Below are 15,481 nucleotides of genomic sequence, written 5' to 3' on the forward strand. Positions count from 1 at the left end.
CAACTTTAGGAGGTTTGGTTTCTCGTCTGAATTACGCAACAAAGCCGGTATTTGTTATTCATATTTCTTTAAATTATCGATATTAGATAATCCATGATATTTTTATGGTAGTAATAAAGTTTCATAAACAACCCAATTAACGTGATTTCAGTTGCACAATACTCAATTTGTTTGTTCGACGTTTATAAATTGGGTTGGCGATTATTTATTAGTTTAATTTAGTTTGATGTGTTGCATTGGTTCTCATCATAAGTACAATGGCTGCTACCTGATGCAATATTGCAGACAATTTGTTGTTAATTTGTACAATTAACGGTTAATTGTTTGTTGTTGCCGTAGAGGCGCAGTCTCGAAGAGTAGCTATTATTGGGGTGATGCCAATGAATAATAGTGGAAGGCGAAGATTGCCGAAGTAAGTCGTATATCAAAACGCCTTGCTGGGGTTGTATCTGAAAGGAACAACACTGCCATAGTATATTTACATTAAACTATGGAGCGCTACTGTAGGGTTGGGTGGAGTGTTCGCTTCCCTGTCGCTAAGTTCAACATGAGCACGTTTCTTATAAAGAAGGCGTGACTTGTCTGCAGTAGATCTCTAGCCAAACTTTGGTTTTTGAAGATCATGAATTTAATAGATTTTTCTCATTCTCCTGTTTCATTATTGCCTCCTATTGTTGCTCTGACATTGGCGATTCTGACTCGACGTGTATTAGTTTCTCTTGGTGTAGGTATCGCGCTTGGTGCGGTTCTACTTAACAGCTGGTCAATTGGTGGTACTGCAAGCTATGTAGGTACTCAAGTGTCTTCTGTCTTCATTGAAGATGGTGGAATTAACACTTGGAACATGAGCATTGTTGGTTTCCTAATTCTATTAGGCATGACAACGGCTCTATTGACACTTTCTGGCGGTACTCGCGCATTCGCTGAATGGGCACAGTCTCGTGTGAAAAGTAAACGCGGCTCTAAACTTCTTGCAGCCTTTTTAGGCGTATTCATTTTTGTCGACGATTACTTTAACAGTCTTGCTGTAGGTGCGATTTCACGCCCAGTAACGGATCGCTTCTATGTATCTCGTGCGAAACTGGCTTACATCCTAGATTCAACCGCTGCACCTATGTGTGTCATCATGCCAGCTTCTAGTTGGGGTGCTTACATCATTACTATCATCGGCGGTATTTTAGTATCACACGGTATTACTGAGTATTCAGCGCTTGGGGCGTATGTGCGTCTTATCCCAATGAACTTCTACGCTGTATTTGCGCTGTTAATGGTGTTTGCAGTAGCGTGGTTTGGTCTGGATATCGGTAAGATGCGCGAGCATGAAATTGCAGCGTCTCAAGGTCGTGGTTTTGACAAAGACAAAGAGAACGACACTCAAGAAGCGCATGAGCTCAACGAAGAGTTGGACATTCGTGAGAGTGAAAAAGGTAAAGTCTCTGACTTAATCCTACCGATTGTTACGCTTATCGTCGCGACAATTGCTTCGATGATGTACACCGGTGGTCAAGCGTTGGCTGCTGACGGTAAAGAGTTTGCATTGTTAGGTGCATTCGAGAATACCGATGTGGGTACGTCTCTGATTTACGGTAGCTTACTTGGTTTGGCCGTTGCTCTGTTTACTGTTCTAAAACAAGGTCTACCACTGACTGAGATTACTCGCACACTGTGGATTGGTGCTAAATCGATGTTTGGTGCGATTCTTATCCTTGTGTTTGCGTGGACAATCGGTTCTGTTATCGGTGACATGAAGACGGGTTCGTACCTATCGACTATGGCTCAAGGTAACATTAATCCGCATTGGTTACCTGTAATCCTGTTCTTGTTGTCGGGTCTAATGGCGTTCTCAACCGGTACTTCATGGGGTACATTCGGTATCATGTTACCAATCGCTGGTGATATGGCGGGTGCAACTGACATCGCACTAATGCTTCCTATGCTAAGTGCAGTTTTGGCCGGTGCAGTATTCGGTGACCACTGTTCACCAATCTCGGACACGACTATTTTGTCTTCGACAGGCGCTCGTTGTAATCACATTGACCACGTATCAACTCAGTTACCTTATGCGCTGTCTGTTGCTTTGGTTTCATGTGTCGGCTTTATTGCACTTGGTATGACAACGTCAATCGCGTTCTCTTTCATTGCAGCGTCGATTACATTCGTTATCGTCTGTGCTGTTCTATCATGGTTGTCGAAATCGAAAATAGCATCATGTCAGAGCGCTTAATGGCAATATGATTTGTTGAAAAGAGGAAGCTCCGTTTTTTTTAACGCGATTTAGGTGAGGGGGGCAATCGCGTTTTTGGGGATAACCTTTAAGATTCTGGCTGTGTGAAGTCAGGTGTTGGACAGTCTTCATACGACGATGGCAGAATTGGAACATCATCGTTGTTATTCAAACCATCCAAAACCGTCTTGATCTGATCAATTTGATTGATGTCTGAACCTTCCCAAGCGCTGACCGCGTTACTAATGATATCTCCAATAGACATCCACTGATCGCCAAACCAAATAACGGTAGTTTGGGTTAAACCCTCAGAGGTTGGGCGATGTCGAGTGTTAAAGATAAATGCGAGTAGTTGCTGAGCTAGCTGCTCTTTATGCTCGTTAAGGTCCGCGTTGCCATTGCTATCGACCAAGAATTGTGACACTTCGGATTGCCAAGTCCCGGCCATCCAAATAGCAGAATCGCCGCTAAATGCTGCTTCAACTGGCTCTCCACCAGTAAATTTACCGTCAAATGGCTCGTCACCAGCTCCAAAGTAGTTACTTGGAGAGGCGTAAGGGGCTAAACCATTCACATATACTCTGTCGGCTTCAGTTAGTTCACTTAAGCCATTTTTGTTGTGCCAGTAACCTTTGGTGTCAAAGTCTGCGGTGATTTCACAAATGTTATTGAAGTGCACTTCATTACCATCAAGTGCGTCACTGCGGTTGTATACTTCACCGATAATGAGAGGGACGCCATTTTCCATTTTCATGACAGATTTTACGTCGAACGAAATGGTGTGATCACTGGTATTGTTCCATGCAGCAGAAAGGCTTTCGCTCACTTCATAAGGCGCGGGATCTTCACCGCGAACATTTGGAACGAGAACGAAGAATGTGGCACAGCCATCCTCTCCTGTCATCCGCTGTACGTAACCATTGGCATCAACTTCCGCTAAATTCTCGCCTTCTGGAAGAACACCGGCATCAAGAAGAAGTTGTTCTATCACTAAGAATTCACCATTTTCTGGATACTCAGAGTTGAATGGTTTAGGAACGGGTACACTGTCAGGTATGTAAAGGTTGACCGGCCAATTCGGAATCAAGCCTTCGCCTTCATCATGAATACCGTTACCGTTCATATCGAACGATTTACACACTTTAAGATTGGCAATACCGATAGAACCAAAACGGATGGTTAACACGGGATCATCACTAAAGGTTGGTTGAGCCCAAGCACTAGGCATGAAACCAACGTCATTCTCCTCATTGCCGCTGGCTTCATCTGTGTCCTCACCAGCAGAACGTTTGATGGTTTCGTCGAAGTTGGTTTGACATGCTAGAGCGTTTGCAAAGCCTATATGCAGATCGCCATCTTCGAACGTCGGTGCAAAGTCTCTTAAATCTGCGAAGGTTGTGAAGTGAGTGAATGGGGTGTTCATTGCGGTAAAGCCAACTTTTTTCGCCCACCACATGAATTGGTCTAAGCTCCATTGATGGTCTTCAACCCCAAAAACACTAAACGTAATTGGCTCGTCAGGAGAATCATTGGAAAGTTTAGTATTACGCATACCATCCATTTCCATCGCTAAGTCACGAATACCGAACTCCCAATTAGGAATAACTTCATCGATGATAGGATCATATTGGCAGTTCAGGTTTCTGTCGTGGAACGCACGAAAAGCAATATCAAAGTTTGGCGGTTCTGGCTCCGCAGTCTTCGCTTTGAAGTTATCTGTTTTCGAGAATCGAGGGATAAACCCAAAGAACCCTGCACAGTTTTCACCAGTTTCTTCGCCATACAGGTCAGTACCTTCACAAGCGGCTTCTACGCTCGCTGCTGTGGATACCCAAGCTTTGTAAACCCCACCGGAGTTAGGTGTGTTGGCAAATGGAAATAGCTGTATGGTTTCTCCATCAGGCAGAGAAGTAGGGTCGACATCTAAATACTCACTTCCCAATTGATGTCGACATTCTATGTCTATCGATTGGGTGACCATTTTGCCGCGAACTTTAACTTCTTTAGTGATGGTGACGACGTCATTCATATATGTCACACCACCTTCACCGTCGAAATAGAAAAGACGACAGGCTAATGGTTCTGCGTAAAACTCTTCGGTGTTTCTAGCGTTCTTGCCTTTGATTTTTACATCTTGATAGCAGGTACCACCGTTGGTGTCTGCGCTATCTAAAGTACTTGATAACAAACATTTACCTGATGGATCGGTAACTTGAAAATAATACAAACCAGCAGGCAGTGCTGCGGCTGTCCTTGGTGCGTTAGGCCCTGGGCCTCCATCTAAAAATACTTCTTGTTTAGACTCGTAGCGGACATTTTCATTGACGATATCACCAGCAGGTGTCGTCGTGAATATTGCACCATCTAATCTAGCGAAAGCTGGTACAGCAAACATGATAGCTAACGAAGATATCGCAAGAGTTGTTGTCCTTAATTTGGATAAAAACCTGTTGATATTCATTTTTTGCTCCTGTGTCATCATGAGTGACGACACAGGATACAAAGGCAAAGAGTATGCCTGTTTTAACTTATTGATTTATAAGAGCCTTACATGACGTGTTTTATATGAAAAAGCTAAGTAAATGATATGCCGTGATTTCGTTGTTACACTGTGTTGCGTTACACATGTACACATTGTCAGATGTTGATATTGTACTTCTTAATCAGCCGATAAAGTGTTGTTCTAGAAATACCTAGATGGCGTGCGGCTGCGCTCATATTGTGTTTATTTTCTTCGATGGCCTGTAACAAATAGTCGAGGTCAATTTGATCAACAGAAGGGAGTAATTGCCTTTCACTGTTCTCAAGCCCTAAATCAGCAACGAGTAGGGTATTGTCTTCACACATGACAATTGCTCGCTGAATCACATTACGCAGCTCACGTACATTTCCAGGCCAACGATGTTTAAGCAGTTTTGCTTTCACTTCTTCGGACATGTTGTGTACTTGACCATGAGATAAATCGGTTAAAAAGTGCTCAGACAGCATCAAAATGTCTTTGCCTCTTTTTCGAAGTGGAGGAATGGTCAGCGGTAATATATTGAGTCGATAAAATAGATCCTCCCTAAATTCTCCTTGTACGACTTCGCTTTTTAAATCCACGTGGCTGGCGGCAATCACACGACAATCAACATCGATAAATTTATCCGCACCTACTTTGTGTATTTGTTTGCTTTCTAAAAAGTGAAGGAGATGTATTTGAAGATCCGAAGGCATATCTCCAATCTCATCGAGAAATAAAGTGCCTTTGTGTGCTTTTTGAATAAAACCAATCCGGTCAGAAATGGCACCTGTAAATGCACCTTTTTCGTGGCCAAAAAGTTCGGAAGCAATCAAGCCACTTGGAATCGCACCGCAGTTAACCTCTACAAAGGGTGATGAGCGTCGACTAGATAACTGATGGATCAATCGAGCACATAACCCTTTACCCACACCAGTTTCACCTTGTATGAGTACTTCCGCGTCACATTGCGCGTACTTTTTAATGGCATTTCGAAGCTCGTGGATACAAGCGCTATTCCCAATCAGAGGATATAGCTCCGCCTCGCTGAATTGCACCGTTGGTTTGGTACTACCTTTTCGCAGTTTCATCATTAATCACTATTTTTGCCCCACTGAAATAATAGTTTTGAATTAGCCGTCTCAATCGTGAGTGAATGTCTCTTTATTGAGAAGTTTGTTAATTACTGTGGGTGGTAAAGTCTAAATGTTTGTTTCGGAGAAAATTTATACTAGGGACTTTTTTTGCTAGGAAAATCGTTGTATAGCAACTTCATTTCTTGCACTCTATCGCAATGAAACTAAAAATAAACATTTAAAAAACATAGACTTGAAAAAATAGTTAAGAAAAGTTCAATTTCGGTATTGAAAAATTAAGAATCCTTGGTTAGTGTGGTTACTAACGAAGCAACTAACTAAAGTCTTAAATAAGTATGCGTAATTTTGTAATGAACATTCATCACCATCATCACCCAGCCTAGTCTTTCGGGAGATGTACGCATACCCGGGAGGCAGGAAACTCCCGGAGGTGAAAATCAAAGTAAGAACAGATTTTAAACCCTCGGGAGACGCCAATCTCTCGAGGGTTTTTTAGTTTTACTGGTTTAAAAATTACTTAGATATCAAAATCTTGCACAGGGATAAAGCAATGCAAACACAACGCTTAAGAATTGCAATTCAGAAAAAAGGTCGTCTTAGCAAAGAGAGCCAAGCTCTACTAAAGCAATGCGGCGTGAAATTTAACGTAATGGGTGAGCGTCTTGTTGTTCACTCAGAGAACATGCCAATTGACTTGCTTTTGGTTCGTGACGACGACATCCCTGGCTTGATCATGGATGGCGTGGTTGACCTTGGTTTCATCGGAGAAAACGAACTAGAAGAAGTTCGTCTTGATCGCAAAGCTTTGGGTGAGCCATGTGAGTTTGTTCAACTTCGTCGACTGGATTTTGGTGGCTGCCGTTTGTCCATCGCCATCGATAAAGATGAAGAATACAACGGTCCACAAGATCTCGCAGGCAAACGCATCGCAACGACTTACCCTCAACTTCTTAAAGCGTACATGGATGAAGCCGGCGTGCCATTCTCAACTTGTATGCTCACTGGTTCTGTGGAAGTTGCGCCACGAGCGGGCTTAGCGGATGCGATTGCAGATTTGGTTTCTACAGGTGCAACATTAGAAGCAAACGGCCTGAAAGAAGCCGAAGTCATCTTCAGATCCAAAGCGACGCTTATCCAACGCATTGGTGAGTTCGACGCAGACAAAGCAGAGTTGATCAATAAATTGCTAACTCGCATGCAAGGCGTTCAACAGGCAAAAGAATCAAAATACATCATGCTGCACGCACCAGCTGGAAAGTTGGAGCAAATTAAAGCATTACTCCCGGGCGCAGAAGATCCAACCGTTTTACCATTATCAGCAGACAAACAGAAAGTTGCCGTTCATTTGGTGAGTACAGAGAACTTGTTCTGGGAAACCATGGAACAGCTAAAAGAACTGGGTGCGAGCTCAATTCTAGTGCTACCAATTGAAAAAATGATGGAGTAACGGCAATGAGAACTGTTGTATGGCAATCACTGAGTGAAGAGCAACAAGATGCAATTTTAGAGCGTCCTGCCATTGCGGAAGGCGCGAATATTACCGCTGCAGTTGCGGATGTGATCGCAAAGGTGCGTACTCAAGGTGACGCAGCGCTATTAGAACTTACAGAAAAGTTTGACCGTGTAAAACCGGAATCAATCCGAGTTCCATCCAAAGAAATTAATGCGGCTTCAGAGCGCCTTTCTGCGGAAATGAAACAAGCACTGGAGCAGGCTTACAGCAACATTGCTAAATTTCATAAAGCGCAAAAGCCACAACCAATTAAAGTGGAGACACAACCTGGTGTGATGTGTGAGCAAGTGACACGTCCCATTCAAAAAGTAGGGTTGTATATTCCTGGTGGTAGCGCGCCATTGCCATCGACGGTATTGATGCTGGGCGTGCCTGCAAAAATCGCTGGTTGTCGTAAAGTGGTGCTTTGTTCTCCTCCACCGATTGCAGATGAAATTTTGTACGTTGCCAAGTTGTGCGGCATTGATGAAGTTTACAATGTCGGTGGTGGACAGGCGGTCGCTGCAATGGCTTACGGTACGAAAAGCGTCTCTAAAGTCGATAAAATTTTTGGTCCGGGTAACGCCTATGTGACGGAGGCAAAACGTCAAGTAAGCAATGACTTCCGTGGTGCTGCGATTGACATGCCGGCTGGCCCTTCTGAAGTTCTTGTGATTGCAGACGAAACCGCAGATCCAGACTTCATCGCAGCAGACTTGTTAAGCCAAGCAGAGCACGGCCCTGACTCACAGGTGGTTCTTGTGACACCATCACCAATTGTCGCGGATCAAGTAACGGATGCTGTTCAGCGTCAACTAAAAGCCTTGTCTCGAGCAGACATCGCGCAGAAGGCGTTGGCTTCAAGTCTGATTATTATTTCTGAGTCAATCACACAAGCGGTTTCTATTTCTAACTACTACGGCCCTGAGCACTTAATTGTGCAAACGAAGAACCCTCGTGAGCTACTTCCACTACTAGATAATGCGGGCTCAATCTTTCTTGGCGATTGGTCTCCTGAATCTGCAGGTGATTATGCGTCGGGAACTAACCACGTGCTTCCAACTTACGGGTATACTCGTACTTACTCAAGCCTTGGCCTTGCCGACTTTTCTAAACGAATGACAGTGCAAGAGTTATCGGCTGAAGGTTTACAGAATCTCGCTCCGACTGTGGTTACGATGGCGGAGGCGGAAGGTCTCGACGCTCACAAACGTGCAGTCACCATCCGAGTAGAAAAGCTGAACAAAAATAGATAATAAGAGAGTAAAGAGATGGAAAAGCTAGCACGCAAACAAGTTCAAGAATTAACCCCGTATTTATCTGCTCGCCGAATTGGCGGCACGGGTGACGTTTGGCTCAACGCCAATGAATCTCCATTTAATAATGAGTACAAAACGGATTTTGCTCGCCTAAACCGCTACAGCGAATGCCAGCCAAAAGCGCTTATTTCTGCTTACGCTGCCTACGCGGGCGTAAAGCCAGAACAGACGCTTACTTCTCGTGGCGCTGACGAAGGTATTGAGCTGTTAGTTCGCGCTTTCTGTGAGCCAGGACAAGACGCGATTTTGTACTGTCCGCCGACTTACGGTATGTACGCAATCAGTGCTGAAACCATTGGTGTTGAACGTAAGACTGTACCGCTAACATCGGATTGGCAACTTGACCTTGCTGGCATCGAATCCAATCTCGATAACGTCAAGCTGGTTTTTGTTTGTTCGCCAAACAACCCAACCGGTAACCTCGTTAAGCGTGAAGATATTGTCTCTCTGCTTGAGATGACAAAAGACCGAGCAATCGTGGTCATGGATGAAGCGTACATCGATTTTTGCCCTGAGGCGTCAACGGTGGATTTGTTATCTCAATATCCAAATCTCGCGATTCTACGTACGTTATCAAAAGCGTTCGCGCTTGCAGGCTTACGTTGTGGTTTCACGCTTGCAAACGAGGAGCTAATCAACGTCCTACTTAAAGTCATCGCGCCGTACCCAGTACCAGTGCCTGTTGCTGAAATTGCGGTTCAAGCCTTGTCAGAAGCAGGTTTGGCTCGAGCGAAATTCCAAGTCCTCGACCTTAATGCAAACCGCGCTTATCTGCAGGTTGGTTTGTCGATGATTCCAGGATTGCAAGTTTTCGAAGGGTGGGGCAATTATCTATTGGTTAAATTCCCAGATGGTGATGCGCTGTTTAAAGCTGCTTGGGATACCGGAATCATTCTACGTAACTCACCAATTGAAAACTGCGTGCGTATCAGCGTTGGTAACCGCGACGAGTGTGAAAAGACACTGGGTTTCATTAGAAACTACTATTCATAAATAGAATTCTCAACGTTCTCGGTTCATGCCGAGAACGAAACAAGATTAGTAATAAGGAAGTTCGAGTGAGCAAGCAACAAAAAATCCTATTTATCGACCGAGATGGCACGCTGATTGTCGAGCCACCGATTGATTTCCAAGTTGACCGCTTGGATAAGTTAAAACTAGAACCGTTCGTTATTCCAAGCCTGTTGTCGTTGCAGGATGCGGGATACCGTCTAGTGATGGTGACAAACCAAGATGGTCTGGGCACAGACAGCTACCCTCAAGAAGACTTCGATGCGCCACACAACATGATGATGGAGATCTTCGAGTCTCAAGGTGTGAAGTTCGATGATGTGCTGATTTGTCCGCATTTTGAAGAAGACAACTGCTCTTGCCGTAAGCCTAAATTAGGCATGGTGAAAGAGTATCTTCAAGGCGGTAAAGTGGATTTCCAAAATTCTGTCGTGATTGGTGACCGTCAAACGGATCTGCAATTGGCGGAAAACATGGCGATTCGCGGCATTCAATACAATCAAGAAACCATGGGTTGGAAGCAGATCTTGAAAGATCTAACGGTAAAAGCACGGGTTGCCGAAGTGATTCGTACTACTAAAGAAACCGACATTAAAGTTGCCGTTAATCTGGATGAGCAAGGCGGCAATGATATCTCAACAGGTCTTGGTTTCTTTGACCACATGCTGGATCAAATTGCCACTCACGGTGGTTTCCAAATGGTGTGCAAAGTCGACGGTGATTTACACATTGATGATCACCACACGATTGAAGATACCGCATTAGCCCTTGGTCAGGCATTAAAAGAGGCGTTGGGCGATAAGCGCGGCATTGGTCGCTTTGGTTTCAGCCTGCCGATGGATGAGTGCTTGGCGCAATGTGCGTTGGATTTGTCTGGTCGTCCTTACCTGAAATTTGACGCGAAATTTAGCCGTGATCAAGTTGGAGACTTGTCGACAGAGATGGTGGTTCACTTCTTCCGTTCTTTAACTGACACACTAGCGTGTACGCTGCACCTTTCTTCTGCTGGCGATAATGATCACCACATCATTGAGAGCCTATTCAAAGCGTTTGGTCGAACGTTACGCCAAGCAATCAAGGTGGAAGGTACGGAGCTGCCAAGCAGCAAAGGCGTGCTTTAAGGCTCACGTGAGCAAGGAGAAAAACAGTGACAGAACAAAAAGTTGTCATTATCGATACGGGCTGTGCCAACGTTTCTTCGGTGAAGTTTGCCATTGAACGCTTAGGCTATGACGTAACGATTTCAAAAGATCCTCAAGTGGTGTTGTCAGCAGACAAGTTGTTTCTACCTGGTGTGGGTACAGCAAGCGAAGCGATGAAAAACCTTGAAGAGCGTGATCTTATCAATCTCGTTAAGCAAGTTGAAAAGCCATTGCTCGGTATCTGTTTAGGTATGCAGTTATTGGGTAAGTTTTCTCAAGAGAAAGGCCAAAAAGCAGATGAATTGGTTGAGTGTCTTGGACTTTGTGATGGCGAAGTGAAGCTGCTACAAACTGGCGATTTGCCACTGCCACACATGGGGTGGAATACCGTTTCTGCAAAAGCAGGCAATCCGTTGTTCAAAGACATTGAAGAGGGTGAGTACTTCTATTTTGTGCACAGCTTTGCGATGCCTGTTGGAGACTACACCATTGCCGAATGTGATTACGGAAATCCATTCACTGCTGCGGTTCAAAGTGGTAACTATTATGGTGTGCAATTCCACCCAGAGCGTTCTTCAAAGGCGGGCGCGAAGCTTATTCAAAACTTCTTAGAATTATAAAAGGGATTTAGTGTGATTATTCCAGCTCTTGATTTAATTGAAGGACAGGTAGTTCGCCTATATCAAGGTGATTACGGCCAAGTAACCGAATATAAAGTTGACCCAGCAGAGCAGTTCAACTTGTATCACCAAGCAGGGGCTAACTGGCTGCACTTGGTGGATCTGACGGGCGCGAAAGATACATCTGCGCGCCAACTTGATTTGATTGCAAAGCTATTAGCAAGCACGCCTGCGAACATCCAAATCGGTGGCGGTGTGCGTACCGAACAAGACGTTGTGGACTTATTAGAAGCGGGTGCACAGCGCGTTGTGGTTGGTTCAACCGCAGTAAAACAGCCTGAGTTAGTCAAAGGTTGGATGGAAAAATACGGCGCAGAGAAAATCGTTCTCGCGTTGGACATCAACATCGACCAAGACGGCACACGTAAAGTGGCGATCTCTGGTTGGCAAGAAGATTCAGGCGTGACTATTGAAGCTCTGATCAACGATTACCTAACGGTAGGTCTACAGCACGTGCTGTGTACTGACATTTCTCGTGACGGTACGCTAGAGGGCTCAAACGTAGAGCTTTACGTCGACCTATGTAAACAGTACCCACAAGTGCAGTTCCAATCTTCAGGCGGCATCGGTTCGCTAGCAGATATCGAAGCGCTAAAAGGCAGCGGTGTGGCAGGAGTGATTGTTGGTCGCGCGTTGTTAGATGGTAAGTTCACAGCAGAGGAGGCATTTGCATGCTGGCAAAGCGAATAATTCCATGTCTTGATGTTCGTGATGGACAAGTGGTGAAGGGCGTTCAGTTTCGCAACCACGAGATCATCGGCGACATTGTTCCTCTCGCTAAACGCTACGCTGAAGAAGGCGCTGACGAGCTGGTGTTTTACGACATCACTGCATCAAGCGATGGTCGTGTAGTTGATAAAAGTTGGGTAGCTCGTGTCGCGGAAGTGATCGACATTCCTTTTTGTGTGGCTGGTGGTATTAAATCCGCAGAGGATGCTGCACGTATTCTGGAGTTTGGTGCAGACAAAGTCTCTATCAACTCGCCTGCGTTGGCTAACCCGCAGCTTATTACTGATTTAGCAGATAAATTTGGCGTTCAGTGTATCGTAGTTGGTATCGATTCCTACTACGACAAAGATACTGGTAAATATCAGGTTTACCAGTTTACTGGCGACGAAGAACGTACAAAGGCGACGAAGTGGGAAACGCGCGATTGGGTACAAGAAGTGCAAAAGCGCGGCGCTGGTGAAATCGTGCTCAACATGATGAACCAAGACGGCGTGCGTAACGGTTACGATATTGAACAGCTCAATATGGTACGCGAAGTGTGTAAAGTTCCTCTCATCGCTTCCGGTGGTGCAGGTGCCATGGAGCACTTTGCAGAAGCATACCAAAAAGCAAACGTGGATGGTGCGCTGGCCGCTTCGGTATTCCACAAGCAAGTCATCAATATTGGTGAACTAAAGCAGTATTTGAAACAACAAGGCATTGAGGTACGACTATGAGTTTTAAAGCCGCCGAAGTCAGTTCGCTGTCGGAGCGAATCAATTGGGAAAAGGTGGATGGCTTGGTACCTGCCATCGTGCAAGACTTCCAATCGAGCCAAGTGCTTATGATGGGTTACATGAACCAAGACGCGCTAGCAAAAACGGGTGAAACGGGTCAGGTGACATTTTTCTCTCGCACTAAAGAGCGTTTATGGACTAAAGGTGAGACGTCTGGCAATGTTCTTCAACTCGTGAATATCTCTCTAGATTGTGACAATGATACTTTGCTGGTTCGAGTGAATCCGATTGGGCCTACTTGCCACACAGGCACAACAACGTGTTGGGACGGCGATGCACAAGAGGAATCACAAATGGTGTGGCTTCATCAACTTGAGCAGCTACTGGCTGCCCGCAAGAGTGCCGATCCAGACTCCTCTTATACCGCCAGCCTTTATGCCCGTGGTACCAAACGTATTTCGCAGAAAGTGGGCGAAGAAGGCGTTGAAGTCGCGCTTGCGGCGACGTCGGGCGATAAGGCGGAGTTAGTGTGTGAATCTGCAGATTTGATCTATCACTTGTTGGTGCTTTTACAAGACCAAGGTTTATCAATGAACGATGTGGTGAATAAGCTTAAAGAGCGTCACAAGTAGTTCAAATCAAAGAAATAAAACAAAGGCTTCCATTTGGAAGCCTTTGTTTTTTCTTGATAGTGCGATTTTATCCACAGCACTTTTTAAATTTCTTACCGCTGCCACAAATACATGGATCGTTACGGCCGACTTTTAAGCTGCTGATGGATTGATTAAGTCGCGGATCTTGCTCGGATTCTTCTTCAGGGAAGGTGCCATCAATGTAATACCACAGCCCATCTTCTTTCACGAAGCGTGAACGCTCGCTCAGGCAGTAGCGTTGGCTGTCTTCATTGAAATAGGCGTTGAACTCAACAAAGCCTTCATTTTCATGGCTGCCAGCTTCTGCTTTGACGACTTCCAGTTTGCACCAATCGCTGTCGATCGATTGTGCGATACCTTCACGTTGTTCTTCTGCGTTGCAACTTGGGTGATATGTGTTCACAACGTAGTCAACGAGGCCTAGCACATGAGCGCTATAGCGAGAGCGCATTAACTGTTCTGGTGTTTTGACGTCAGCGTGATTGTTGTGCGCAATTTCGCAGCACTGTTGGTAGGTACGGTTAGCGCCGCAAGGACAAGAAGAAGCCATAAGATGAAATCTCGTTAGGTAAAGCGATGAAACAAATAATCCCAATAGAGTGGGAGAGAAGCATTATAGCGAGTTAAGGTGTTTGAGAAAGCAGTTCTTGAGCCCACTCTGTCGATTCATTGAATGCATCAGCTAGCTGAGTTTCCGTTAACTTCAATACAGAGCAGTATCTTTCAGCCAGTTCCCAATCTGCTTGTTCGTAAGCAATACACATAGAAAGGAGATACCCAAGCACACCTTTTCGGCTTGTCAGGGCGAGCTTAATGTCTTCATCGACGGGAATGTCTTCAATCACATCCGACAGAGGTTGATCGAGAAGCGAGCCTAGTAATGAGAACATACCAGTCAGAAAGGCTTGTCCAGGATCGTACTTGGTGTTCATTTGGCTAAGCAAAATTTCACACATACGAGCGCGTTGAATAGCAAGCGAGTAGAGTGAATCGGGCTTGTCCTCTTGCACAGAAGCGATCGCAACCAGTGAAATAAAGCGTCGTAAACGTTCTTCGCCCAGATAAATCAGCGCCTGTCTAAACGATTTGATTTTGGTTGTGAGCGTGTAACCCGAGTTAACGTAAGTGAGCAACTTATAGGAAAGCGTCACATCAATAGAGAACAGACGCTCCACTTCATTGAAGTCGATGGGCTTATCAGCAATCTCTTTACACAACTGGATGACGGTTAAAAACGCCGGGTTGAGGCGCTTCTTTTGGATCATTTCTGGTTTACTAAAGAAGTAACCTTGAAAGTAGTTAAAACCAGCGTCAAGCGCTTGTTCAAACTCTTCATAGGTTTCGACTTTTTCAGCCAAAAAATCGATATTAAACTGGCTCAATGCTTGGATGAAAATTGCCGCTTTTTCAATTGGTACTAAACGAATATCAAATTTGATCATCGATACGTACGGAAGAAAGCGTTTCCAAGCCTTAGTTGGTACAAAGTCGTCCAGTGCAATTCGGTAGCCGCATTCGTGCAGATGTTTTATTGCATCGAGAAGCTCTTGCGTAGGCTCACAATCTTCGAGTACTTCAATGACCAGAGAATCTTTCGGAAACAGTGTCGGAACAAGGTTGACCAAGCTTTGGTGGGGAAAGTTAACAAAACCGAGTTTGTTACCTAACGTGTTGTAATGCGTCGACAAAAAATGATCAGATAGCAGTCGACTAGTAGCAAGCTCAGGTTCTACTTCAGGGAAGGTATTTTTGGGGCCGTCTCGAAAGAGAAGTTCGTAACCTATGGTTCGCTTTTCTCTGTCTAGAATCGGTTGGCGAGCTACGTAAGAATACTTCAATTAGGTACTTCGTTCTGTTTAACTTAGTAATATGATAATAGCGATTTTTTACAAAATATCTACGCTTTGAATGCGAATCT

The 15,481-nt window shown here is 44.8% G+C and carries 13 protein-coding genes, 1 riboswitch and 1 other annotated feature; of the genes, 9 read left to right on the forward strand and 4 right to left on the reverse strand.

All coding sequences use genetic code 11. From position 1 onward, the window contains the following. The first annotated feature begins 328 nt into the window (after positions 1-328). A riboswitch (Lysine riboswitch) is annotated at positions 329-509 on the forward strand. A 113-nt stretch (positions 510-622) separates the two neighbouring features. Beyond that, complete coding sequence (gene tet(35), locus OU793_RS02495) at positions 623-2,224, forward strand: tetracycline efflux Na+/H+ antiporter family transporter Tet(35) (protein ID WP_005460042.1); 1,602 nt, start codon at positions 623-625, stop codon at positions 2,222-2,224. 88 nt (positions 2,225-2,312) lie between these two features. On the opposite strand, the gene OU793_RS02500 is transcribed toward tet(35), so the two are convergent. Together OU793_RS02500 and OU793_RS02505 are read right to left on the reverse strand one after the other, a co-directional pair. After that, positions 2,313-4,685 (reverse strand): hypothetical protein, encoded by a 2,373-nt coding sequence (locus tag OU793_RS02500; protein ID WP_140104076.1) that lies wholly within the window; start codon positions 4,683-4,685, stop codon positions 2,313-2,315. Between the two features lie 176 nt (positions 4,686-4,861). Then, positions 4,862-5,815, reverse strand: coding sequence for a sigma-54-dependent Fis family transcriptional regulator (locus OU793_RS02505; RefSeq protein WP_021449282.1), 954 nt, complete (start codon positions 5,813-5,815; stop codon positions 4,862-4,864). Between the two features lie 364 nt (positions 5,816-6,179). Then, positions 6,180-6,317, forward strand: a sequence feature (His leader region). A 54-nt stretch (positions 6,318-6,371) separates the two neighbouring features. On the opposite strand from OU793_RS02505, the gene hisG reads away from it, so the two are divergent. From hisG to hisIE, 8 genes are all read left to right on the forward strand, one after another. Continuing rightward, complete coding sequence (gene hisG / locus OU793_RS02510; RefSeq protein ID WP_005480403.1) at positions 6,372-7,268, forward strand: ATP phosphoribosyltransferase; 897 nt, start codon at positions 6,372-6,374, stop codon at positions 7,266-7,268. Between the two features lie 5 nt (positions 7,269-7,273). After that, positions 7,274-8,569, forward strand: a complete 1,296-nt coding sequence (gene hisD / locus OU793_RS02515; protein WP_140103919.1) for a histidinol dehydrogenase — start codon at positions 7,274-7,276, stop codon at positions 8,567-8,569. A 15-nt stretch (positions 8,570-8,584) separates the two neighbouring features. After that, entirely contained in the window at positions 8,585-9,625 is a 1,041-nt protein-coding gene (gene hisC / locus OU793_RS02520; protein ID WP_017448331.1) for a histidinol-phosphate transaminase, read from the forward strand. 65 nt (positions 9,626-9,690) lie between these two features. After that, a complete protein-coding gene (gene hisB / locus OU793_RS02525) occupies positions 9,691-10,764 on the forward strand; it encodes a bifunctional histidinol-phosphatase/imidazoleglycerol-phosphate dehydratase HisB (protein ID WP_140103918.1) in 1,074 nt (357 codons plus the stop codon). 26 nt (positions 10,765-10,790) lie between these two features. Beyond that, a complete protein-coding gene (gene hisH, locus OU793_RS02530; protein ID WP_005460004.1) occupies positions 10,791-11,405 on the forward strand; it encodes an imidazole glycerol phosphate synthase subunit HisH in 615 nt (204 codons plus the stop codon). A gap of 12 nt (positions 11,406-11,417) precedes the next feature. After that, entirely contained in the window at positions 11,418-12,155 is a 738-nt protein-coding gene (hisA, locus tag OU793_RS02535; protein WP_005495717.1) for a 1-(5-phosphoribosyl)-5-[(5-phosphoribosylamino)methylideneamino]imidazole-4-carboxamide isomerase, read from the forward strand. Beyond that, positions 12,137-12,910 carry an imidazole glycerol phosphate synthase subunit HisF gene (gene hisF, locus OU793_RS02540; protein WP_020840389.1) on the forward strand — a complete coding sequence of 258 codons (774 nt, stop codon included), beginning with the start codon at positions 12,137-12,139 and terminating at the stop codon, positions 12,908-12,910. Before hisA ends, hisF begins: the two co-directional genes overlap by 19 nt. Further along, on the forward strand, positions 12,907-13,542 hold the full coding sequence (gene hisIE / locus OU793_RS02545; RefSeq protein WP_005460001.1) for a bifunctional phosphoribosyl-AMP cyclohydrolase/phosphoribosyl-ATP diphosphatase HisIE: 636 nt from the start codon (positions 12,907-12,909) through the stop codon (positions 13,540-13,542). The genes hisF and hisIE overlap by 4 nt, the downstream gene beginning before the upstream one ends. A gap of 67 nt (positions 13,543-13,609) precedes the next feature. On the opposite strand, the gene OU793_RS02550 is transcribed toward hisIE, so the two are convergent. Then, complete coding sequence (locus tag OU793_RS02550) at positions 13,610-14,113, reverse strand: YchJ family protein (protein ID WP_031791265.1); 504 nt, start codon at positions 14,111-14,113, stop codon at positions 13,610-13,612. A gap of 73 nt (positions 14,114-14,186) precedes the next feature. Then, on the reverse strand, positions 14,187-15,401 hold the full coding sequence (locus OU793_RS02555; protein WP_017448335.1) for an EAL and HDOD domain-containing protein: 1,215 nt from the start codon (positions 15,399-15,401) through the stop codon (positions 14,187-14,189). Positions 15,402-15,481 lie beyond the last annotated feature (80 nt).

The organism is Vibrio sp. VP6 (genome assembly GCF_028823755.1).
GTDB classification, from domain to species: domain Bacteria; phylum Pseudomonadota; class Gammaproteobacteria; order Enterobacterales; family Vibrionaceae; genus Vibrio; species Vibrio parahaemolyticus.